Source organism: Photobacterium rosenbergii (genome assembly GCF_003026455.1).
In the GTDB taxonomy this organism is placed as follows: Bacteria; Pseudomonadota; Gammaproteobacteria; order Enterobacterales; family Vibrionaceae; genus Photobacterium; species Photobacterium rosenbergii.
This window is the reverse complement of sequence record NZ_PYMB01000002.1, coordinates 521,361-542,504: the sequence shown is the minus strand read 5'-3', so window position 1 is coordinate 542,504 and position 21,144 is coordinate 521,361. Positions and strand designations below refer to the sequence as shown.

Here is a 21,144-nt window from a genome sequence, read left to right as displayed (position 1 = left end):
AAATTGAGGAAATCTTAACGCCAGCTTAAAATAGATAAAAATAGATAATAACTATATTATGATTAGATAAAAATCTAATTTATATTTTGGAGAACCTCATGTCTTCTCGGCTCCACGCCCATATTGGCACCTTCCGCCAGTTGGAGATTTTATTGGCTGTCTACGAGGAAGGAAGCATTAAATCAGCCTCTGAAGCCCTGTTCCTGACCCAGCCAACTGTTTCTATGCAGCTGAAAAAGCTCGCAGAGGCCATCGGATTACCGCTGTACCAGCAAGTCGGCAGAAAGCTCAAGTTCACCGATGCTGGGCTGGCTACAGTCACAACGGCAAAGAAAATTCTGCAAAACTGTGAAGAATTGGATATGCAACTTTCCAGCCTGAGGGGGCTGAAATCGGGAACGCTAAGGCTAGCTTGTGTCACAACAGCAAAATATTTTATCCCACATTTGCTCGGGCCTTTTTGCGAACACTACCCCGGCATTGATATCCAATTTACCATCGCCAACCGGCAACAGATCATCGACCGTCTGGAACAAGGGTTGGATGACTTCTATGTATTTAGTCACTTGCCCGAAGGGCTTGACCTCGATGTGATTGAGTTTATGTCCAATGATCTGGTCGCTATTGCCGAAGCCAACCACCCATTGGCAGGTAAGCCTTCTGTGACAATGGAAGAGTTCTGCCAACAGGATTTCCTTATCAGGGAACAGGGCTCGGGTACCCGTTATGCCATCGAGGGCTTTTTCAATGAGCAGCAGCATAAGCCCAACATCAAAATGACTATCGCCAGTAATGAAGCCATCATTCATTCGGTACTGTCCCGGCTTGGCGTTTCAATCCTCTCAGCCCATACGCTTGCCTTTGGCGAGATATATGGCGTGAAAACCATCAATGTCGAGGGGTTGCCCATTCAATCTAAGTGGTCGTTTTCATGGAAAAAAGCCGAAAGCTTATCCCCTATCGCCCAAGTGTTTCTGAGCTATGTGGAAACCGAGGGCCGGGAGGTAATGAAAAAAGCAGTGCAGTTTTAATCAAACACGGGCCTTAGCAAGCACTTTCTCCATCACCAAATACACAACGCAGATGGAAAACGACTCTCTTAATTCTGAGCCTGCAGCCTAGGTCAATTCGGGCTAGGCTTAACCCTAAAATGGTAGGAAGAAGCAACAGAGAGTTCCCTATGCTGCATCAACTTATCCTGGTTCTGATGGGCCCCATTTTTTGGGTACAAGGCAAGTATGTCCGCAAGTCTATTCCATGCCTCAATGAAGCCCAAGGGCCACGTCAAGGCCAAAGTGGACAAGGTAAAAAGCCGCTCAGAGTGCTATTGCTCGGCGACTCAGCTGCCGCCGGTGTGGGGGCAGAATGTCAATCTCAAGCCTTGTCAGGCCAGCTTATCTCCGCTCTGGAAAAACAGTTCCATGTCGAATGGCAGCTTATCGCCAAAACAGGATTTACCACCAAACAAGTGCTCCAGTCAGCGTTGTTACACCCCAAGCAAATGTATGATGTCGTGGTCATTTCAGCTGGGGTAAATGACGTGACCAAACCAACCAGTGCGGCTAAGTGGCTCAAACACCAGCAGACACTGACCAACACACTGCGAAGCCATTTCTCTTGCCAACACATCATTCTTAATGAAATTCCACCCATGGAGGTTTTCCCTTCCCTGCCCCATCCTTTGCGTTGGTATTTAGGCAGTAAGGCCAAGGCCTTCAATCGGAAATTAACAAAATGGGTAGACACCCAGCCAGATTGCGAACTGGTCAATATTGGCGGTCCACTGGATGTCGGCCACATGGCCGTTGATGGCTTCCACCCCGGTCCACGGATTTACCAACAATGGGGACAAGCGGTGGCGAAACTCATTGAGGCGAGGTGGTCCTCGCACCGATAAAAACTATTGCAGCTAGTTATTAATATCATTGTTTTTAGTAGGTTCTATTATTTCTTCGTGTCTATAAGCCTGGAAACTATCAAAAACCAAACATCGGCCTTGGTCCGCCTCAAACTTTAATTGTTATTTAATTAATCAGTATCACCTTAATATTAGCAACATATTACCATTAACACTCTCCCCTTCATGCAATCGCATATCATTCACCACTCTTTCGGCTAAAAAATTCAAATAACATTTATAACATTACTTGAGAGCAAAGCCTTGCACGTTTAAAAAAAGTAAAGAATAACCATACCAAAGCGTTAACACCGCATTGCACAGTTGTCTCGCATACCAAAAACCACAAATTTTATGTTGTTTTTAAGTTAAGTAACAAGTCATTTAACATCATATGTTTAGCAATTCCATAGGCTTTGTTGCCAGTTGGTTTAAGTGCCAAAAAACAAAATATCTAATAACTTTTGATTCTCAACAAAGTCGATTTGCTTCACATTTTATATTTTAGCCTTCTTTAATATCTCATCCCGAAAAATAACTAACCAGGTAGAAACCTATGAGTAATCGCTCGCCTATAAAAATAGTTGCAATATCAACTGTTATCGCAATGGCTGTTATATTCATTGCGCAAGTTGTTATTGGAACAAAAAATATTTCGTTCGGGGAAATAAACATTGCCATCTTGCCAATGCTGTTTGCCGTAACGATCGGGATGATCATTTCTTTAAATCCAGTACGTAATAAAATTAGCGCATGGGGTAAGATCTTCACCGAAGAAGAAGAATCTTTCTCATCAAAAATGGTGGGCTTCTGCCTGCTTGTTCTGGGCACCCAGTACGCAGGTATGATCATTCCAAACATCGACATCATTTTGGATGCCGGTATCCCGCTTATCTTCCAAGAGCTTGGCAACCTGTTGCCAATTCTGATAGCCATTCCTTTAGCGGTGAAATTCGGTATGGGTCGTGAGTCTATCGGTGCATGTTCATCAATTAGCCGTGAGCCTTCTATTGCTGTAATTCAAGGCAAATACGGTACGGGTACCAAAGAGTACATTGGCGTTCTTGCGATTTACCTATGTGGTTCGGTGATCGGTACCCTGTGGTTCAGTGTACTGGGTAGTGTTGGCCCGCTAACAGGTATTCACCCGCTCGCACTTGCTGCCGGCACAGGTGTTGGCAGTGGCTCGATGCTAAGTGCAGCGTCGGGGGCACTGGTCAGTAACCTTAACCCTGAAATGGCCCAGCAAGCCCTGAGTATTGCTGCAGCATCTAACCTGCTTTCATCTGTACTAGGTGCACTATCCCTAACATTTATCGGTATTCCACTTGCCGAATTCGTTTACAAAATTTGCCAGAAGAAAGAGGTGCAAGATGCAGTCGGTGCTTAATGATATGAAGTTTGTGTTCTTGGCACTGTTACTTGCCATGTTCACACAAACCCTGACCACAGGTATCAACTTCTTCAATATGTGGGATAGCTTTATCGCGATGTCGATTGTGGTATTCCTATCTCTGGTGGCCAAAAACTACATCAAGTCACCGCTACCGACATTTGCTTACGCAACCATTATCGGTATTTTGATTTGTTTACCTGAAACGGCCATTAGAACCTTCTTCCTCGATTCAATCGGCAAGGTCCAGTTCCTGTCTTGTACTGTTCCTCTGTTGGCCTTTGCGGGTCTGTCAGTAGGTGGCAAGATGGAAGAGCTGAAAAAGCTATCTTGGAAAGTGATTGTATTGTTCCTAGTTGTTTCAACTAGCTGTTTCCTAGGCGCATCTTTGATTGCACAAATTGGCTTCTCAATGAAAGGGATTATCTAATGCTGTCTCGTTTTAATATCGACAATAAACTGCTGGAACTAACCACTTTCAGTATCACGACTCGCCAAGAATTGCATCAAATCCCTGAGCTGTCGGGCGAAGAATACAAGACTTCGGCTTACTGCCAGAACATCATGAATGGGTGTGGCTACTCAATCACGACTTACGAAGGCTACACCGGCTTTATTGCTAATTTGATTGTTGATGAATCTTTCAAAATGGTTGCCTTCCGTGCTGATATGGATGCACTGGAGATGGATGACCTTACGGACAACGAACATGCTTCAAAGCATGCAGGTCGTGCCCACAACTGTGGCCACGATGTCCATATGGCAACCCTGCTGACTGCGGCAAAATATCTGTCAGCTTACCAGGATGAGCTAAAGCACAACGTGCGTTTCATCTTCCAGATGGCTGAAGAAGATATGCGTGTCGATGGCGCTAACAAGATGGTCGAATTTGGCTGTATGAATGGCGTGAACGAAGTCTATGCCCTTCACAATGACGCGGCGCTTGAATGTGGTTTCGTCAGCATCAACAACGGCATTATGTCTTCTTACGGCAGTGCCTGGACTCTGGACATCGAGGGCAAATCTGCCCATGGCTCAACGCCCCACAAAGGGTTAGATGCTATCCGCGAAGGTGCACGTATTATCGAAGACATGGACTACATCGTTGCCAAGCAGACCAACCCGTTCTCGCCTGCGGTATTCGTCTGCGGCATGTTCAACGGTGGTACGGTGCCAAATGCTGTAGCGGCTAATGTACAGGCGCGCGGGACTATCCGCTCGATGGACAGTGAAACCGATGAAGTGCTGCGCGGCAGCTTTGAGTCAATCGTTGCCCAGAGCAAACTCCGTGGTTTCAACACCACCATGACATACTGCGGTTACCCTGCCATTATCAACCATCCAGAAGCTTACCAGCGCATAGTTGAAGCTGCTGGAGATGCCGTGCCTGCTGATATGATGAACGTCAATGGCTCGCCAATGACCGGCAGTGAGGACTTCAGCTACATGGTTAACGCGACTGAAGACAAGCGTGGTGCGTTCTTCTTCTTGGGTTCGGGTAACAAAGAGAAAGGGATCTGTAACTACCTTCACTCCAATCCGTACTATGTTGACGAGCACGCCCCGCTGGTAGGCGCACAAATCTTCATTAATATCGCGACACGATAACCACTGCGATTTCAATGTGTGATTCAAAGGTCTGGTGCTATGTGTACCAGACCTTTTTTATACGGTAACTGAGAGGCTAAAGTAAGAATAGAGATATCTGTGGGAACCACACCAGCAAGCAAAGGCCGAATATTGAAATCAATAGGAATGGCATCACCCCTCTGGCTATCGAACCCAATGAGCAGTGGGAAATGTTTGCCGCAACAAACAAGTTGATACCAACCGGTGGCGTTATCAAACCAATCGATAATGCCGTCATCAGCAAAACACCAAACCAAGTGAGATCTATCCCCAGGGAACGGACGACCGGTAAAAATATCGGCAAGGTGATATACATAATGGTTACCGCATCCATAAACATCCCTGCAACCAGCAATATCGCCAGAATGACAAACAAGATAACCTGCGGATGTTGGCTCATTGCAATCAATACTTCGGAATAGTCACCGACCAAACCATCGATTTCAATCACCCAGCCAAAGAGCCCTGCGAAAGCAACGACCAGCATCACCACTGCCGAAGAACAAGCAGAATCGACAAATGAGCAATAGAGTTGTTTCAAGCCAATAGAACGATAGATCAGGGTCCCCACCACAATCGCATATACCGAAGCCACTATTGCCGCTTCTGTTGGAGTAAATATCCCACCATAGATCCCACCCAAGATCAGTACTGGCGTAAACAATCCCCAAAATGCGTGGCTGAAAGCGTTGTATAAGCGGCTAAAATATGGCTCGTCAACTTCAAGGGCTTTAATAGATATAGGCCCTTCTAGGTGATAATTTTCTTGATAAAATCGAGATAAAGGCAGCATTAGCAACATCAATGAACCCAGTAATATTCCAGGCACGATAGTGGCAAGGAACAGGTTGCTTATCGAGGTTTCAGCTATCACGCCGTAAATTACCAAACCAATAGAAGGAGGAATAATCAACGAGAGTGCAGCCCCGGTACATACCAAACCGGCAGCAAATGGCTTGCTGTAACCATCCTCCACCATTCCTTTAATGATCAAAGGACCTATAGCGGCGACAGAAGCCGGTCCAGAGCCACTTACCGCTCCCCAGAACAAGCAGACTACAGTGCCAACCAGTCCCATATTCCCAGGAAGTTTTTCAACCAGTACCCTGAAAAAATGGATCATGCGTTCTGCAATGCCGCTGACCCCCATGATGTTGCCCGCTAAAATAAAAAACGGTATAGCCAGTAAGGTATATTTAGAACTGCCCGCAATCAGCAAGTCTGCAACCATGTCCAAGCCAAAATCCATCTGCCACATTGCAAACAATGCTGACAAAGCCAAACAAAACGCGACAGGAATACCGCAGATGATCAATATAAAAAACAACATTATCATCTGGCTTCCGGTGGAGAAATCCATAATTACGTCCCTGATATTATGAGTATTATTTGCTTCTTAGCTGACTGAACAGCCATTCAATCTGCCGCACAATCATTATTGCGAAACCAAGAGGTAATAGTGCCGTGTAATACCACACCTTAACCTGCATGGCACTAGAAGTGATTCCGGACTGGTATTGATTACTAAGCAAGTCGAGCATGAAGTAAAACATTACAGACAATGTAAATACGACGGCCAAAGAGAGGATGACCTGCATCCCTTTTCGGAATGGGGCACTTACATTGTCAATCAAAAAGCCAACCGCAAGCAATTGCCCACGTTTGATTGCGATAGCAGCCCCAAATAAAGTCAAGATAACCATACCATTGATAACAATCTCTTGCGTTGATGCAAGTGAGTAATTGGTAAGGCTCCGTACAACAACATTAGAAAATCCTAAAACAAGCATTACAACAAATGTTATAAAGCAAATTATCTCTTCGAGTTTTCCCCATAGGGATTTAACGTTATCAGCCATAATACATCTTTTCACTACTTCAATTCTGGCACTTCAAGAAATTGATATACCCAGGCCTATTAAAGGCCTGGGTATATCATATTTTATTATCTATCAAAGCAGGTTGATTCCCTCAAACCACTTCTACAACACTAATACATCAATTTGCTGCCATAGCATCTTCAAAGACTTTGACAATATCGGCACCCACAACATCTTTCCATTTATTGAAAGATGGTTTAGTTTTCTGTCTAAATTGCTCTATCTGCTCAGCATTTAATTCAACAACATTCATGCCTTCATCTTTTAGTACCTGTACCCCATCGGCAGTCATTTTCCGTGATACATCAATTTGGTATTGCATCGCTTCCTTGGCTGCATTCGCGACCATGTTTTGGGTATCGGTATCAAACCCATCCCACACTTTGCGGCTGACCGCTAGGAAGATAGGATCATAGGAATAGTGCCAAAGGGTGATATTACTTTGGATTTCATATAGGCGCTGCGGAACAATAATGGCACCTACTGGGTTTTCCTGCCCATCAACAACCCCTTGCTGGAGCGCTGAGAAGGTTTCAGCCCATTGAATCTGCTGAGGGTTTGCACCGAGATCTTTAAATACATCAATATACATAGGACCAGCTACACGTACCGACATTCCTTTCAAGTCATCAGGCGAAGTAACCGCCTTCCTGCTGTTGGTCAACTCACGAAAGCCATTTTCGCCCCAGGCCAGAATAATAATGTTTTTCTCAAGGGCAATTTCTTCAATAAGCTTGCCCCCTTTCCCCTGAATAGCCTTGTCAACCGCTTGGTAACTATCAAATAAATAAGGCAAGGAGAATACCGCCATTTCAGGAATTAGCGGCGTCACATTGATGGCAGATGTCAGGACAAAATCAATCTTGTTGGCACCCAACATCTCAGCCTGTTTTATTTGGTCTCCACCAGTAAGAACAGAATTTGGAAAAACACGCACTTTCAATTTTTCATCACTGCCTTTTTGCAGTAGTTCGTTAAACTTATCAGCACCCTGCTGCCAAGTTGTCGTGTTTGAGACATTGTGAGATAAACGGAAGGTTTTTGCCTGAGCCGCAAAGCTTACGCTCGCCGTCAAAAATGCAATAGTCGTTAATTTGGCTAAACCCTTAGCCTTTATTAAATTTTTTTTCATAAAAGGATATCATCCATGTTTTTATATTTAACACACAAAACTCATTGTTTGTAATTCAATACTTCAATGTCAACATTACATATCACAACTTGGGATATTAGTAATTAATATTCTATCACTTCAAATTTATATTGAAAAAATTAACACGTATAAATCCTTCATTTACAAGACACATGAAATGAAGTTTCTGACATTCCTAGTTTAATTAACTGCAAACGACCATAACACCCCGATTTTAATTATCCGGCAATACCACTTTTATACTGTTCTAATCCGCTTTAAAAATCGGTATCAGCCAAGACTGCGAAGCCATGGTGGTTTACTCTAAAATGCCAGACGGCTCGACCCTGCTGAGATACAGCGCGCAGTTGCCTACGATGGTACAGATCAACCGGACTATTCCCCAGATAGCTAATCGCTCTGTGTCGGTCTATAACTGCAAGGGAGCGGCTGAGTCAAATACCTTAATCAAGTGAAGACAGGACAGACCGCTGGTAGAGGCACAAAACTTCATTACTACCGCAACGCGATAATCACGACATACATATAGAAAAGTAGGGCCTCGCGTTACGCTCGAGAGGCCCTAATATTATATCTATTCCAATAACAGCAACTGGAATTTTTCAGCATCTGAACACCGTAGATGTAATATCACCTATTAATACTATTTAAATCCAAAATACATCGATTAATTGACTCGGCTAACCCTGGCTGAATTACATTCCAATTAAAACTCTCAATTCTAGCCTGCAAATCGTACCATGGTTCAATATTTTTCATTTTTGAATAATCTGGTAGTTGACTATGCCAATGCTTATCACTGAGGCCTTGCACATATCCATAGCAATACATATGTTGCATATACTCCTTACTAAACGGAGCGTCTTGTGGTGTATCAGGGATCCGATGATCTATATATGAATAGTTGAAAGTAGATCCAATCAAATTACTTTGGTGATATATATTATTTATATTATTTCGACCTTGATACTTTATCATCGTTGATATTGATCGACTTGATATATTAGTTAATGTCGGTTGTGTAGGCTCCCAAATAGCCCCGATTCGTGAGTTATTTATCATCCAAGTATGACTTACTCTGCTCTCTGGCAGATTTATCCCTAACTGTGTGAGTTGCTTGTCTTCAACACTAGTCATTTCTTCAACATCCATATTTTCTGGAATGAAAAAGGCCTGTGCTATAACACCACCATCCACATGCAATTCATCATAAATAACGCCATTGATATTGAATCTAATTAGAACGGGCTCAAATACACCGGGAATTGAAGCAGAAGCTATAAGCACGCTTTGAAATAGTCGCACTGCCTCTTCAGTATCGTGCATTGCAATCTCCCCCATGTTCCAAATCACAGGTCTTTGGACGTCAAGATTGGTGGTTTTGACTAGAAAAGTTCTGCCTCTCAAGTACTCTTTCTTTACTTTATCTATTAGTTCTCGGTCAACTTCGTCTCTTACAAGCTTCTCGAACCTTGCTGTGTTCAATAGCGATGAACTTGAAAATATTTGCCAAATATATCGAGTTTCATAAAGGTCTTGATCTGAGAGTTCTGTATAAAATTCCCTTAGTTTATGATCATAGTCTTCACCTAAAAACGCATATAAACCCAGAATAGCTCCGGTACTTATCCCTGTCACCATACGGTACTCCGGACGTTTACCACTTTCTGTCATACCATTTATAAGGCCAGCACCATATGCACCATTTGCCCCCCCTCCCGATATTGTCAAAAAGTGTTGTGGCTTAATATTTCCCGCTTCATCAACAATGAGGTTCTTATCAAATGTAGCACTCCGCAACTTCTCATCAAATACATACTGCTCAACAGAGTAAGGTATATCACCCCAATGCCTTAATGTTTTCGAGCTTAGTAAGCCATCATTGACTTCTAAATGAGAAGGGACAGGGTTACGATGTAAACCATTACTACAACCAAATAAAATAAAAGACAATAAAATGACAAGGATATTTTTCTTCATATGTTATCCAACCCAACCAAGCAATAACTAAATCAATGCATATGAAAAATAATTGTCATTGCCAGTAAGACACTGATTAAATATTAAATTTAAAACATCATAGCAATACCCACCATACTGTACTACGAATATGTGTTATTCAAATATGGTCAATTATTTCATATTAAGCCTGTTATATTGCGAGGCTGAAAATTAACTTAACAAACAACTCGAGCAGTTACCAACTAGTCTTTAAAGTAGCTACTTTTTTGTTCCGGCTTGAGTACTGCTTCAATATCCCAGTGCTCTGCCTAGTCTCAATAAAAAAGCAGCCTTTATTACTTACCTTTGACCCACCTAACAGCTTTCTGCCTTCAATCTCGCTACACTCCGCGCCGTTTATTCCCTTAGCACATATTCGACGTATAGATTTATGGCAACCATTAAAGATGTCGCCCAAATGGCAGGCGTGTCCACCGCGACCGTTTCACGGGTTATCAACCGCTCGGCCTATGTAGAACCCGTCACTTTGGAGCGGGTTGAAAAGGCGATTAAGAGCTTGAACTACCAGCGTGACGCCAGAGCGACGGCCCTTGCCAGCCGCTCCAATAACACACTTGGCTTGTTGACCGGTAACCTTGCAGATCCATTCTTTGCCCTTATCGCCAAGCATGTTGAAGAAGTAGCACGGCAGCAAGGCTGCCAGTTAGTTGTTGTCAGCGGCGGCCACAATGCCCAGCGGGAAAAAGAAGGGTTGGATTTTCTTATCAGCCAAGGCTGCGAAGCTATGGTGGTCCACTCCAAGATGCTCGACGACTCTACCCTGCTCAGATACAGCGCGCAGTTACCTGCGATGGTGCTGCTCAACCGGACCATTCCCCAGATAGCCAACCGCTCTGTGTGGGTCGATAACCGCAAGGGAGCGGCTGAATCAGTCAAATACCTGATTGACCAAGGCCACCGCAAAATAGCTTGTGTCACCAGCGATCTTCCGATTGAAGACAGGACGGACCGACTCGAAGGCTATCGAGATGCCATGCAACAAGCGAACTTGGCGGTAGAGCCTAACTGGGTCATCAATCAAAACTTCAGCGAGCACGGTGGCGAGCTGGCTGGTGAGCAGCTGTTAACCCAATGCCCGGAGGTTACTGCGGTTGTCACGTTCAACGATGTCATGGCGGCAGGACTGATGGCTAGCCTGCATTCACAAGGCTTGAATGTGCCTAATGACATTTCAATTGTCAGCTTTGATGATGTCCTTCTGGCCCGTTATCTCTACCCTCGCCTGTCGACCATGCACAACCCCATCGATGAAATGTCGGCCTATGCCGCCAAACTGGCATTGAAGTTAAAAGCAACGGGCATGAACCCGCCGAGTGAGCACCAATTCGAAGCAACGCTTGTCGAGCGGCAGACCGTTGCAAGCCCCAGAAAGACTGTTTTAAGCAAAAAACTGTGATGTATCTCATATGTACACACGCCATGTAAGCGCTTACATGAAACCAACACCTAGCTCTCATTTTGTATCTGGGTGCCCCCTTAACATTGTGTCATTGAAACAAACCTGTACTGACTCAAAGAGGACAACACAATGACAAATACAAAGCCTCTGCCATCACTCCCGCTGGCGATAGCCCCTATCGCGGTAATGTTTGGCTTATTGGCAATTGGTTACGGCATGCTTGGACTGCGTATCGAACCGCTACTATTAGTTTCAGCCGCGTTTACGGGCTTTATCGCTTATCGCATGGGCTACAACTGGGATGACATCATGGGGGCTATCGTCGAGAAGCTCGCCAAAGCCATGCCGGTTATTCTTATTCTGGTCTCGGTCGGTGGTTTGATTGCCAGTTGGATGATCAGCGGCACTATCCCTTACATGGTCTACTGGGGCCTGAAAGTGATCAGCCCTGAATATATCTTGATTGCCGCCTTCTTTGTCACCAGTGTCGTGTCTGTATGCACCGGTACCTCCTGGGGCTCGGCGGGTACTGTGGGTGTGGCGCTAATGGGTGTAGCCGCAGGTTTGGATGTTTCACTTGCTGCTGCAGCAGGTGCTGTGGTTTCTGGTGCTTACTTCGGTGATAAGATCTCCCCACTTTCCGATTCAACCAACTTCGCACCGGTTGTGTCAGGCACCACCCTTTACGAGCACATCCAGCATATGCTCTACACCACATTGCCTGGCTTTGTCATCGCCTCTGTCGTGTTCTTTTTCGCTGGCCAGCACGGCGATATCGCAGGTGTAGCCGAGCCGCAAAAAGTGGTTGAGATCCTCGCTAGCCTTGAAAGCCTGTATAACCTAAACATTCTACTCGTTATTCCACCTGTAATGATCCTTTGGGGTGCGTTGACCAAGAAACCAGTGATCCCTTTGATGCTGACTGCATCAGCCATCGCACTTGGTCTGGGTATGGTGTTCCAAGGCTTTAGCCTTCAACAAGGTTTCCAAGCCTATGTCGATGGCTTCAACATCAGTATGTTCAGCGCCAACGGCCACGCAATAGACGGTATTATTCCCGATGTTGCCAAACTGCTTAACCGCGGTGGCTTATTCTCGATGATGAGCACTATCTTATTGGTCTTCTGTGCCTTTGCTTTTGCCGGGATCCTTAGCCTGACAGGTGCACTCAATGTCGTACTGGGCCACTTCCTGCACCTTATCCGCACTACTGGCCAGTTAATCCTGTCGACTGTCATCGCTACCATCACCGTTGTATTCACCACATCCGACGGTAAGCTGGCGCTTCTTATCCCGGGTGAACTGTTCCAGAATGCCTACCGCAAGATGGGGTTAGATACCAAGAACCTGTCCCGTACCATCGAGGATGCCGGTACTATCATCGAACCGCTAGTGCCTTGGACCGCTGCAGGTGTATACATGGCCGGCACCCTTGGCGTATCCACCCTCGATTACCTGCCTTGGGCTATCCAGTGTTACACCGGCGTGATCTTCGCCATTATCTACGGCTTCACTGGCTTCGGCATTGCAAAAGCGCCAATTACCCAAACAGCAATGAATCAGGCAACTGAGCAAGCCTCAGAACAACAAGCAACAACCCCTTCGGCAACTGCTGAAGCGAATTAAGGTAACACCATGACAGTATCTTTCGACCAGGTTCATGACCGCCGCTCAACCGGCTCGCTCAAATGGGATTTCATGACCGAAAAGCTAGGGCTTGATTCTGAAGAGCGCCTACCTATGTGGGTATCGGATTACGATTTCCAAGCCCCACCAGCAGTACTGGAAGCACTCAACCACCGTATTGAGCATGGCATCTTTGGTTATGCCGAACGTAGCAATGAGTATTACCAAGCGATCATCAACTGGTACCAGCAGCAACATGGGATCAATATCGATCATAGCTGGATCACAACAGTGCACGGTGTCCTACCCGGCCTCTCAATGTTGATCCAGATGCTGACCCAAACTAGCGACAAGGTGGTCATGCAAACTCCGGGTTACGGCTCGTTCCGCAAGATCACCGAACTCAATGACCGTGAAATCATCGCTAACCCTCTGGTTAATGACAATGGTGACTACCGGATGGATCTGAGCCACCTCGAGCAATGCTTTGAGCAAGGCTGCAAGGTGATGATCTTCTGTAACCCGCACAACCCTGTAGGCAAAGCTTGGTCGCAACAAGAGATTCTGGCACTGGCCGAATTATGTGAACGCTACCAAGTGTGGCTGCTCAGTGATGAAATCTGGGGCGATTTGGCTATGCCGGGTCACCAGTACCACTCTGCTCTGGCACTACCGGAGGCTTTGCAACAACGCCTTGTGGTTGCCACTGCTGCAAGTAAGACATTTGGCCTGTCGTCATTGCGGATCTCTAACTTCATGATCCCAAACAGCGAACTAAAAACGGCCTTTATCCGTCGCCTTGATGCCCATGGCATGGATGTCTATAACAGCTTGGCAATGTGCGCAGCGACAACCGCTTACCAGTCATCTGGTGATTGGCTAAATGCATTGAAGCTCTATCTGCAAGGCAACATTGACACCCTCTCAACTTTCATTGAAAAAGAGCTGCCCCAACTGCACTTACAGCCGCCACAAGCTGGTTACCTTGCTTGGGTAGATTGCCACGAGTTAGGGCTTGAAGATGCTGTTCTGGAGCAAAAGTTGGTTGAAGCCGGCATTGTGCCAAGTATGGGCATTGCCTTCGGAACTGAAGGGGCAGGCTATATCCGCTTGAACCTAGGTTGCCCCCGTGAAACTTTGCTTGAGGCTTGTAAGAGACTGAAAGCGGCGCTTGCTGTATAGGTCATTTCCAAATGACAATTTAGCCATAGCGTTACGAAGCCACCTGAAAGGATCTGACTCTGTCAGATCCTTTTTTATTGGGTTCAATAAACCCTCAACTACTCTTAAACAGCTGCGAAATGTATTAGAGAAAATCGAACCGCTATTGACCATTCTGTTTATCAGTGCGATACCTCTCAGAAATAATCTGGAGGATAAAGTAGCATTAAACAACATATCATCAGGTATCAGTAAAACATCTGATAAATAGAAACTGAGAAACACAAATGCAAAAAGTTAATGATTTTGATATTAAATTGCTCCACCTCTTCATTACCATTGTCGAATCAGGCGGCTTTTCTGCAGCTCAATTTAAATTAAACATGCACCAGTCGACTATCAGTACTCGGATGAATGACTTGGAAACACGACTCGGTATGACATTATGCCATCGTGGCAGAAGAGGATTCAGACTCACCAGTGACGGTCAAAAAGTTTATCAGTACAGCAAAGAGCTTTTTAAGGATATCGCCCATTTCGAAAGACGACTAGATAGTATTAGAAATGTCTCTCATGGCCATATCCACCTTGCCCTTACCGATAACCTAGCAACCAACCCACGATGCAAAATCCAGCAGGCAATCCGCCACTTTTGCAATGATTACCCTAAAGTAACCATAGATACCGATATCCGTGATTCTTACCAAATTGAGATGATGTTACTAGAGGGTAAAATAGAGTTGGGGATCACCTCATCAGAAACACCTAAAGATGGTCTAAACTACACTTTTTTGTTTAATGAAAAACAATGCTTATATTGCTCGGCTGAGCACCCAATCCTGACCCTCACCCGAGAGGTTCAGGTCGAGGATTTGCTCGATTACCCGATTGTTGAGCGTGGTTTAGCACATAAAATCACTCCGCTTAGCGAAACGAAAGATATCATGCACCTTGCCAGCAGTACGAATATGGAGGCAACAGCACACCTGATTTTATCAGGCAACTTCGTTGGATATCTTCCTGACCACTACGCCTATATCTGGGAGCAACGCGGTGAAATGGTCAAAGTCAACGCCCCCTCTCTCGAATATCTTGCGGATTTCCATCTGACTACTCTGAATTCAAAAGAACAGTCTCTGGCTGCAACTCAGTTTATGAATGCTGTTGTCAGCGTTCATCTTGATCAAGATAAAGACTTAAACACAGCATAAAACATTATTATTTATCATCTACCCGCGGGATAAAAATCCTTATCCCGTCGGTTTTATTTCATTATTTCCAATACATCGAGTTTTCGCAAAGTAACCATATTAACCTCACTATTTATTATTCCTCCCCAAAAGCGCTAAATATTTACAGATAAAAACATACCCACCTGATTAGCAAGCCACTAAGCCTTTTAATTTATTTATGTGGGTTAATTACAAAGGTAAATCAATGAGCGTTTATCCATGCATTAATATTCGATTAGATACGATAACCCATAATACCCAAAGTATGGTTGCGACCTGCAAAAAACATGGCGTTACTCCAGCAGGAGTAACCAAGCTCGCCTGTGCTTACCCAGAGGTCGGCCAGGCTATCATCAAGGGCGGTATTCATTTATTGGCTGATTCACGCATTGCCAACCTAAAAAAACTCTATCAGCTCGATGCTGAAAAAATGTTACTTCGATTACCTGCTATCAGTGAAGTACATGATGTTGTCCGTTATGCAGATATCTCACTGAATTCTGAACTGACAACCTTGTGCGCCCTTTCAGCAGAAGCCACGCAACAACACCGAGTGCACCAAGTTATTCTCATGCATGACTTGGGCGACCTGCGTGAAGGGGCATTTTTTGAAGAAGAAACGTTAGCTCTTGCCCGTCAGGCCATTGCATTACCAGGCATTGAGCTTGTTGGCCTCGGGACTAACCTTGCGTGCTACGGTGGTGTCGAGCCCAGTACCGAAAACCAAAACGAATTGCTTTCCATTGCCGCAAAGATAGAATACGAAAACCAGATTAAGCTCAAGTATGTCACCGGGGCCAGTTCGGCCGGACTGAATATTATGCGGCGAGGGGAACTCCCTCAAGGGATCAACCAACTAAGACTTGGTGCATCACTGCTAATGGGCATAGGACTTAACGATGATCCAGTTCCCAAGACGCGTCAGGACACTTTCGATCTTTCGGTAGAGATCATCGAGATAAAAGTGAAACCGTCTTTACCGGCTAATTCCACAGCATTGGACGCCTTTGGTAACAAACCTCAATTTATCGACCTAGGGCTTCGTAAGCGTGCCATCTGTGCAATCGGTAAACAGGACGTCGATATCAGTCAAATCATCCCGCAAGACAAACATATTATTGTTATAGGCGGAAGCAGTGACCATTTAATTCTGGATATAAATGATAGCGACATCAACTACCAAATTGGCAGCTTGGTTACATTCAATCTTTCCTATAGTGGTGTTTTGCAATGTATGACTTCTGAGTATGTCAATAAGCGATTTATCTAATACTGCAAACTAAGCGGGCTACAAAGCCCGCCTTGCCTATATATAAATTACCCCATTAGCCCAGATTAATTTCCTCTCTATAAAACAGAAAAAACCACCAGCAATATTAATTACTGGTGGCGATGTTATTACCTTAATCCGAATGATTTACATCATTGCGCCAATGCTTAGTGTCGCCATGATTAACACGGTCAGCATGCCTATCAGCGGAGCGACCCATTTTAACCAGCGCACATAAGGTACGCGGGCGATTGCCAGTCCCCCCATCAATACTGCAGACGTTGGTGTGACCATATTGACCAAGCCGGAAGCGGATTGATATGCCGTTACAACCAAATCACGGCCTACGCCCGCAAAATCGGCAAGGGGAGCCATAATCGGCATGGTTAAGACTGCAAGGCCCGACGAAGAAGGCACAACGAACGACAATAACACCTCAAGCCAATACATTACGTTGATAAAGACAATCGATGAAAGGCCTGTTACTGCATGTTCGGCATAGTTAAGAACCGTATCGGTGATCATCCCGCGGTCCATGATGACAACTATCCCCCGTGCGATACCAATGATCAGTGCAACGCCCAATAAATCACGGGCACCATTGATGAAACTGGATGTTAATTCCTCTTCACTCATTCGGGCTACTGAGCCAATAATGATGGTTGCAGCCAAGAACATGGCTGATATTTCGGCCATCCACCAACCAGCCATCGCTACGCCGTAGATCATGATTCCGAACGACGCAGCAAACAGTGCCAAAATGATTTTACGTGTTGTCGTAAATTCAATTAGTTCATCAGACTGATTACCAAGGAAGAAAGCTTTGTTCTCCTCATACTTGTCATACACGATAGACTTGGTCTTGTCTTCACGCACCATTTTGGCATAGCGCATGACATAACCGACACAGATCACCCAGCCAATTAGCAATATCGCAAATCGTGGTTCGATACCGTCTGTAAATGAGATGCTTGCTGCATTAGAGGCAATTACGGTGGCAAATGGGTTGATGGTCGAGCCAAGGCTACCAATACCCGCACCTAACTGCACAGTTGCCGCCGCAACCAAAGGGTCAAAACGAGCCAGCATCATGACAGGGACAAGCAGTGTATAGAACGGGATTGTTTCCTCTGCCATACCGTAAATTGTCCCCCCTGCAGCAAACATCGCCATCAATATAGGGATCATCAACTCTTCTCGCCCTTGGAATCGTGCGGTTACCCGAGCGATACCGGCATCAATAGCCCCTGTTTTGGTCACCAAACCAAGGAAACCGCCGATAACGAGAATAAACAAGGCAACATCAATCGCCGCGGCTTCATAACTGTTGTGATCATAAAAACCATCTATCGGTGCCAGTAAAATATCCACGACACCCTGCGGGTTACTGTCTATCGGTTGGTAAGTACCACTTATAGGCACTTCTCGACCAAGTTCCTCGTTCATCACGCGCTCATACTGACCCGCAGGAATAATCCAGGTCAGCAAAGCGACAAATGCAATAAGGGCAAAAAGTATGGTGTAAGCTGAAGGAAATTTAAAATTAGCAAAAAAGCCGGTTTTCTCTTCTGTTGTCGCGGTTTGGGTCGTCATTATTATCTCCTTGTCTTACTGCTGTCACCAGCAGAAAACGGTAACTCTCTGTACCAAACACTGAGTAGGAATTGTTATTGGGAAATATAGAAATCAAAGCATTACTCGAAGTTCTCTTTTACTAATACGTCTCCAGCCAAAATCATGGTCTTCCCTTTGGCAATCACCGAATCAATCGTAAAGTCATCATTAAAAATACAGATATCTGCATCACAACCTAATTCGACTCGACCTTTATTGATTCCTAATGTGTCAGCGACGTTAGCCGTCATCATGGCGATGGCCTTCTCAGGCTCAATGCCCACATTGATTAATTTCGGTAAGAATGCCAGGTTGCTATCACAACTTGCCGCAACAATACCGGTAAGCTCGCCTTGTTCATTAAACTCTGGCAGGCTGCCGTTACCATCAGAGCTGGTCGTTATACGGTCAGCAGCTACCCCTGATTCAAGTGCCTGTTTTATCATCTGCTCTTGATCAGCAAAGTTACCAGGCGCAGACGTAATATCGATTTTCCCGCCTTTCAAAGCAAAGCGGACCGCTTCATCAAACAAGCTTGCATTACGTTCGAGGTGAGTTGGTGAGAAGTGTTTAATGGGTATTCCCATATCTAAGAGTTCATCAATCTTGTCAAAAGCATTGGGTAGGTCACCCATGTGGATATGAAGCACGCCGCATTTTCCAGATAACAAACCTGCAACTCTGATATCTGAGGTAATACGCGCAAGTTCCTGAGTGGTCGGAAATGAACATCGATGATCTGCCAGGGCTACCTTGACACCCAATACAGACGGGATAAATGCCATATCATCCCGAATAGACCCTGTAATGGTTTTGGTCGGAACTTCATAAGAGCCAGTATACATGTAAGCACTCATCCCACTTTCAGTCAGGGCTGCTGCTTTGGCATACAAATCTCTAGGTGAACGCGATATACCATCAGTTCCGAGTACACCGATTACTGTAGTAGTCCCTGCTTGCAATAACTTTTTGAGGCTAACCTGAGGGACTCGACTGGCAAAGCCAGACTCTCCCCCACCACCAATAAGGTGCACATGTTGATCAATCAACCCGGGGGCAGCGATCTTGCCGCGACAGTCAATTTCGGTAAGGTTAGGTAATCCCTTAACCTTTAAATCAGGATCTATCGCCAGTATCTTTCCTTGTCCTATTAAGATGTCCGTTTTACCAACTTTATTGGGATTATAGAGATTTGCGTTTTTCAGTAGGGTAAACATGTGTCCTCTTTCCTTTGGGATTTGTAACTTCCGAAGACAAGCGAAGGGATTCTTTAACTAAGTGCATCGCTCTGCTTGTTGGTTGTAAACATTGAACGACTATTGCAGTAAAAGATAAATAGCGAGGTTGAGATAGTTACTTTGCGGAAAATCGATGTATTGCATCATTAAGAAAATGATCTTAATTGTATATATCCAACCATATCCAACTCGATTAAAAAACAGGCACAAGATCTCATTTTGGCAACATGATTAACACTTAGATCACAAACAAACCATTCATGAACTTACTACGCACTCTTTTGTATATACATTATTGTCAATTAAACAAGGAGAGTGTTATGAGTCAAATGAGTGAATCTACCCCCTCCAATACCAATTATTGGTTTAGGCTGTTGGGGTTAAGTGCTATTGGGATCTTTATCTTTTTTGTACCAGTCACCTTTAACGATAAACAAAGTATCCCTCTCGATCATATCGTTACCTTTCTCAAGACCAGCCTTGGCAGTGGCGCAGCTTGGTATGCCATTGCAATGATATTGGCTGGGGCTATATATCCCTTAGTAACAGGAAAATGGCGGCAAAGTACGACTGAGAAAGTATTCCTGATACTAAAATGGCTAGGTGTTATCGCTGCCTTTTTAGCCGTTACTCAATCAGGCCCTGCCATATTGCAACAACCTGACATGCTGCCATTTCTGTTCAACAAGCTAGTTATTTCCGTAGGATTAATTGTTCCCGTTGGTTCTGTATTTCTCGCATTTCTGGTCAGTTATGGCTTGCTAGAAACAATCGGGATTTTACTGCAAAAGTTGATGCAACCCGTGTGGAGAACACCGGGTAGAAGTGCCATCGATGCTGTTGCTTCATTTGTCGGTAGTTACTCAATTGGCCTGTTGATCACCAACCGTGTCTATGTTGCAGGCCACTATAGTGCGCGTGAAGCCGCCATTATCGCGACGGGGTTTTCAACAGTGTCGGCCACTTTTATGATCATTGTTGCCAAAACACTCGACTTGATGCCGGTATGGAATCAATATTTTTGGCTAACGTTACTGATTACATTTGTTGTTACAGCGATTACCGTTCGCCTGCCTCCACTGTCACGCATCAACAATGAAGCTGAGTATAGGGAGCCAAATACTGTCAAAGGAAGCCGCTTAAAAATTGCGATTGAAAACGGCCTAGCCGTTGCAGAGAAAGCCCCACCGATTGGCAAAAATATCTTGGAGAACTTCAAAGATGGTTTAGTCATGACAATCAGCATATTACCCTCAATTATGTCAGTGGGTGTGATTGGCTTGCTCGTCGCAAAATACACTCCGGTGTTTGATTGGATTGGCTACCTGTTCTATCCGGTGACATTAATTTGGGGCTTGGAAGATGGAATGGCATTGGCAAGAGCAAGTGCTTCCGGGTTGGCAGAAATGTTCTTGCCGGCCTTATTAATGAAAGATGCTGATATTGTTGCCCGTTTCTCTGCTGGTGTCGTTTGTGTATCCTCGATCCTATTTTTCTCAGCATCGATCCCATGCATTCTCGCAACAAAAATCCCGCTGAATATTTTCCAGCTTGTCGTAGTTTGGTTTATTAGGACTTTCTTAAGCTTAATGCTAGCCATCCCTACTGCACTGTTTTTATTTGGCTAACA

At 44.9% G+C, this 21,144-nt stretch carries 17 protein-coding genes; 11 read left to right on the top strand and 6 right to left on the bottom strand.

Annotated features, from left to right (window positions below):
* Positions 1-98: 98 nt before the first annotated feature.
* The 5 genes from C9J01_RS09460 to C9J01_RS09440 all read left to right on the top strand — a co-directional run bounded on the left by C9J01_RS09460 (position 99) and on the right by C9J01_RS09440 (position 4,898).
* Positions 99-1,031, top strand: coding sequence for a LysR family transcriptional regulator (locus C9J01_RS09460; RefSeq protein WP_107297876.1), 933 nt, complete (start codon positions 99-101; stop codon positions 1,029-1,031).
* Positions 1,032-1,180: 149 nt separating this feature from the next.
* Positions 1,181-1,897, top strand: a complete 717-nt coding sequence (locus tag C9J01_RS09455; RefSeq protein WP_107297875.1) for an SGNH/GDSL hydrolase family protein — start codon at positions 1,181-1,183, stop codon at positions 1,895-1,897.
* Positions 1,898-2,453: 556 nt separating this feature from the next.
* Complete coding sequence (locus tag C9J01_RS09450; protein WP_107297874.1) at positions 2,454-3,287, top strand: DUF3100 domain-containing protein; 834 nt, start codon at positions 2,454-2,456, stop codon at positions 3,285-3,287.
* A complete protein-coding gene (locus C9J01_RS09445; RefSeq protein ID WP_107297873.1) occupies positions 3,271-3,720 on the top strand; it encodes a hypothetical protein in 450 nt (149 codons plus the stop codon). The genes C9J01_RS09450 and C9J01_RS09445 overlap by 17 nt, the downstream gene beginning before the upstream one ends.
* Positions 3,720-4,898, top strand: a complete 1,179-nt coding sequence (locus C9J01_RS09440; RefSeq protein WP_107297872.1) for a M20 metallopeptidase family protein — start codon at positions 3,720-3,722, stop codon at positions 4,896-4,898. Before C9J01_RS09445 ends, C9J01_RS09440 begins: the two co-directional genes overlap by 1 nt.
* Positions 4,899-4,974: 76 nt before the next feature.
* Here C9J01_RS09440 and C9J01_RS09435 read toward each other — a convergent pair whose 3' ends face one another.
* The 4 genes from C9J01_RS09435 to C9J01_RS09415 form a co-directional block, all read right to left on the bottom strand.
* Positions 4,975-6,255: a TRAP transporter large permease gene (locus tag C9J01_RS09435; protein WP_201797813.1), complete on the bottom strand. Its 1,281-nt coding sequence runs from the start codon at positions 6,253-6,255 to the stop codon at positions 4,975-4,977.
* A 49-nt stretch (positions 6,256-6,304) separates the two neighbouring features.
* Positions 6,305-6,778: a TRAP transporter small permease gene (locus tag C9J01_RS09430; RefSeq protein ID WP_107297870.1), complete on the bottom strand. Its 474-nt coding sequence runs from the start codon at positions 6,776-6,778 to the stop codon at positions 6,305-6,307.
* Positions 6,779-6,917: 139 nt separating this feature from the next.
* The gene (locus C9J01_RS09425) at positions 6,918-7,931 is read right to left on the bottom strand and encodes a DctP family TRAP transporter solute-binding subunit (RefSeq protein WP_107297869.1); all 1,014 of its coding nucleotides are present in this window, start codon (positions 7,929-7,931) and stop codon (positions 6,918-6,920) included.
* A gap of 651 nt (positions 7,932-8,582) precedes the next feature.
* Complete coding sequence (locus tag C9J01_RS09415; protein WP_107297868.1) at positions 8,583-9,932, bottom strand: patatin-like phospholipase family protein; 1,350 nt, start codon at positions 9,930-9,932, stop codon at positions 8,583-8,585.
* Between the two features lie 412 nt (positions 9,933-10,344).
* On the opposite strand from C9J01_RS09415, the gene C9J01_RS09410 reads away from it, so the two are divergent.
* The 5 genes from C9J01_RS09410 to C9J01_RS09390 all read left to right on the top strand — a co-directional run bounded on the left by C9J01_RS09410 (position 10,345) and on the right by C9J01_RS09390 (position 16,662).
* The gene (locus tag C9J01_RS09410) at positions 10,345-11,370 is read left to right on the top strand and encodes a LacI family DNA-binding transcriptional regulator (protein ID WP_107297867.1); all 1,026 of its coding nucleotides are present in this window, start codon (positions 10,345-10,347) and stop codon (positions 11,368-11,370) included.
* A 132-nt stretch (positions 11,371-11,502) separates the two neighbouring features.
* On the top strand, positions 11,503-12,999 hold the full coding sequence (nhaC, locus tag C9J01_RS09405) for a Na+/H+ antiporter NhaC (RefSeq protein ID WP_107297866.1): 1,497 nt from the start codon (positions 11,503-11,505) through the stop codon (positions 12,997-12,999).
* 9 nt (positions 13,000-13,008) lie between these two features.
* Positions 13,009-14,181 carry a MalY/PatB family protein gene (locus C9J01_RS09400; RefSeq protein ID WP_107297865.1) on the top strand — a complete coding sequence of 391 codons (1,173 nt, stop codon included), beginning with the start codon at positions 13,009-13,011 and terminating at the stop codon, positions 14,179-14,181.
* 266 nt (positions 14,182-14,447) lie between these two features.
* Entirely contained in the window at positions 14,448-15,371 is a 924-nt protein-coding gene (locus C9J01_RS09395; RefSeq protein WP_107297864.1) for a LysR family transcriptional regulator, read from the top strand.
* Between the two features lie 226 nt (positions 15,372-15,597).
* A complete protein-coding gene (locus tag C9J01_RS09390) occupies positions 15,598-16,662 on the top strand; it encodes an alanine/ornithine racemase family PLP-dependent enzyme (RefSeq protein ID WP_107297863.1) in 1,065 nt (354 codons plus the stop codon).
* Positions 16,663-16,809: 147 nt separating this feature from the next.
* Here the strand turns inward: C9J01_RS09390 and C9J01_RS09385 are convergent, their stop codons facing one another.
* Positions 16,810-18,255, bottom strand: coding sequence for a YfcC family protein (locus C9J01_RS09385; RefSeq protein WP_107297862.1), 1,446 nt, complete (start codon positions 18,253-18,255; stop codon positions 16,810-16,812).
* Between the two features lie 101 nt (positions 18,256-18,356).
* Positions 18,357-19,493, bottom strand: a complete 1,137-nt coding sequence (gene iadA, locus C9J01_RS09380; protein ID WP_107297861.1) for a beta-aspartyl-peptidase — start codon at positions 19,491-19,493, stop codon at positions 18,357-18,359.
* 281 nt (positions 19,494-19,774) lie between these two features.
* Here iadA and C9J01_RS09375 point away from each other — a divergent pair, with 281 nt between their 5' ends.
* A complete protein-coding gene (locus C9J01_RS09375; protein ID WP_237156921.1) occupies positions 19,775-21,142 on the top strand; it encodes a YjiH family protein in 1,368 nt (455 codons plus the stop codon).
* The last annotated feature ends 2 nt before the right edge of the window (positions 21,143-21,144 follow it).

Coding starts and splice junctions, on each gene's coding strand:
- C9J01_RS09460 (WP_107297876.1), top strand. CDS start 99: ATGTCTTCTCGGCTCCACGCCCATATTGGCACCTTCCGCCAGTTGGAG.
- C9J01_RS09455 (WP_107297875.1), top strand. CDS start 1,181: ATGCTGCATCAACTTATCCTGGTTCTGATGGGCCCCATTTTTTGGGTA.
- C9J01_RS09450 (WP_107297874.1), top strand. CDS start 2,454: ATGAGTAATCGCTCGCCTATAAAAATAGTTGCAATATCAACTGTTATC.
- C9J01_RS09445 (WP_107297873.1), top strand. CDS start 3,271: ATGCAGTCGGTGCTTAATGATATGAAGTTTGTGTTCTTGGCACTGTTA.
- C9J01_RS09440 (WP_107297872.1), top strand. CDS start 3,720: ATGCTGTCTCGTTTTAATATCGACAATAAACTGCTGGAACTAACCACT.
- C9J01_RS09435 (WP_201797813.1), bottom strand. CDS start 6,255: ATGATAATGTTGTTTTTTATATTGATCATCTGCGGTATTCCTGTCGCG.
- C9J01_RS09430 (WP_107297870.1), bottom strand. CDS start 6,778: ATGGCTGATAACGTTAAATCCCTATGGGGAAAACTCGAAGAGATAATT.
- C9J01_RS09425 (WP_107297869.1), bottom strand. CDS start 7,931: ATGAAAAAAAATTTAATAAAGGCTAAGGGTTTAGCCAAATTAACGACT.
- C9J01_RS09415 (WP_107297868.1), bottom strand. CDS start 9,932: ATGAAGAAAAATATCCTTGTCATTTTATTGTCTTTTATTTTATTTGGT.
- C9J01_RS09410 (WP_107297867.1), top strand. CDS start 10,345: ATGGCAACCATTAAAGATGTCGCCCAAATGGCAGGCGTGTCCACCGCG.
- nhaC (WP_107297866.1), top strand. CDS start 11,503: ATGACAAATACAAAGCCTCTGCCATCACTCCCGCTGGCGATAGCCCCT.
- C9J01_RS09400 (WP_107297865.1), top strand. CDS start 13,009: ATGACAGTATCTTTCGACCAGGTTCATGACCGCCGCTCAACCGGCTCG.
- C9J01_RS09395 (WP_107297864.1), top strand. CDS start 14,448: ATGCAAAAAGTTAATGATTTTGATATTAAATTGCTCCACCTCTTCATT.
- C9J01_RS09390 (WP_107297863.1), top strand. CDS start 15,598: ATGAGCGTTTATCCATGCATTAATATTCGATTAGATACGATAACCCAT.
- C9J01_RS09385 (WP_107297862.1), bottom strand. CDS start 18,255: ATGACGACCCAAACCGCGACAACAGAAGAGAAAACCGGCTTTTTTGCT.
- iadA (WP_107297861.1), bottom strand. CDS start 19,493: ATGTTTACCCTACTGAAAAACGCAAATCTCTATAATCCCAATAAAGTT.
- C9J01_RS09375 (WP_237156921.1), top strand. CDS start 19,775: ATGAACTTACTACGCACTCTTTTGTATATACATTATTGTCAATTAAAC.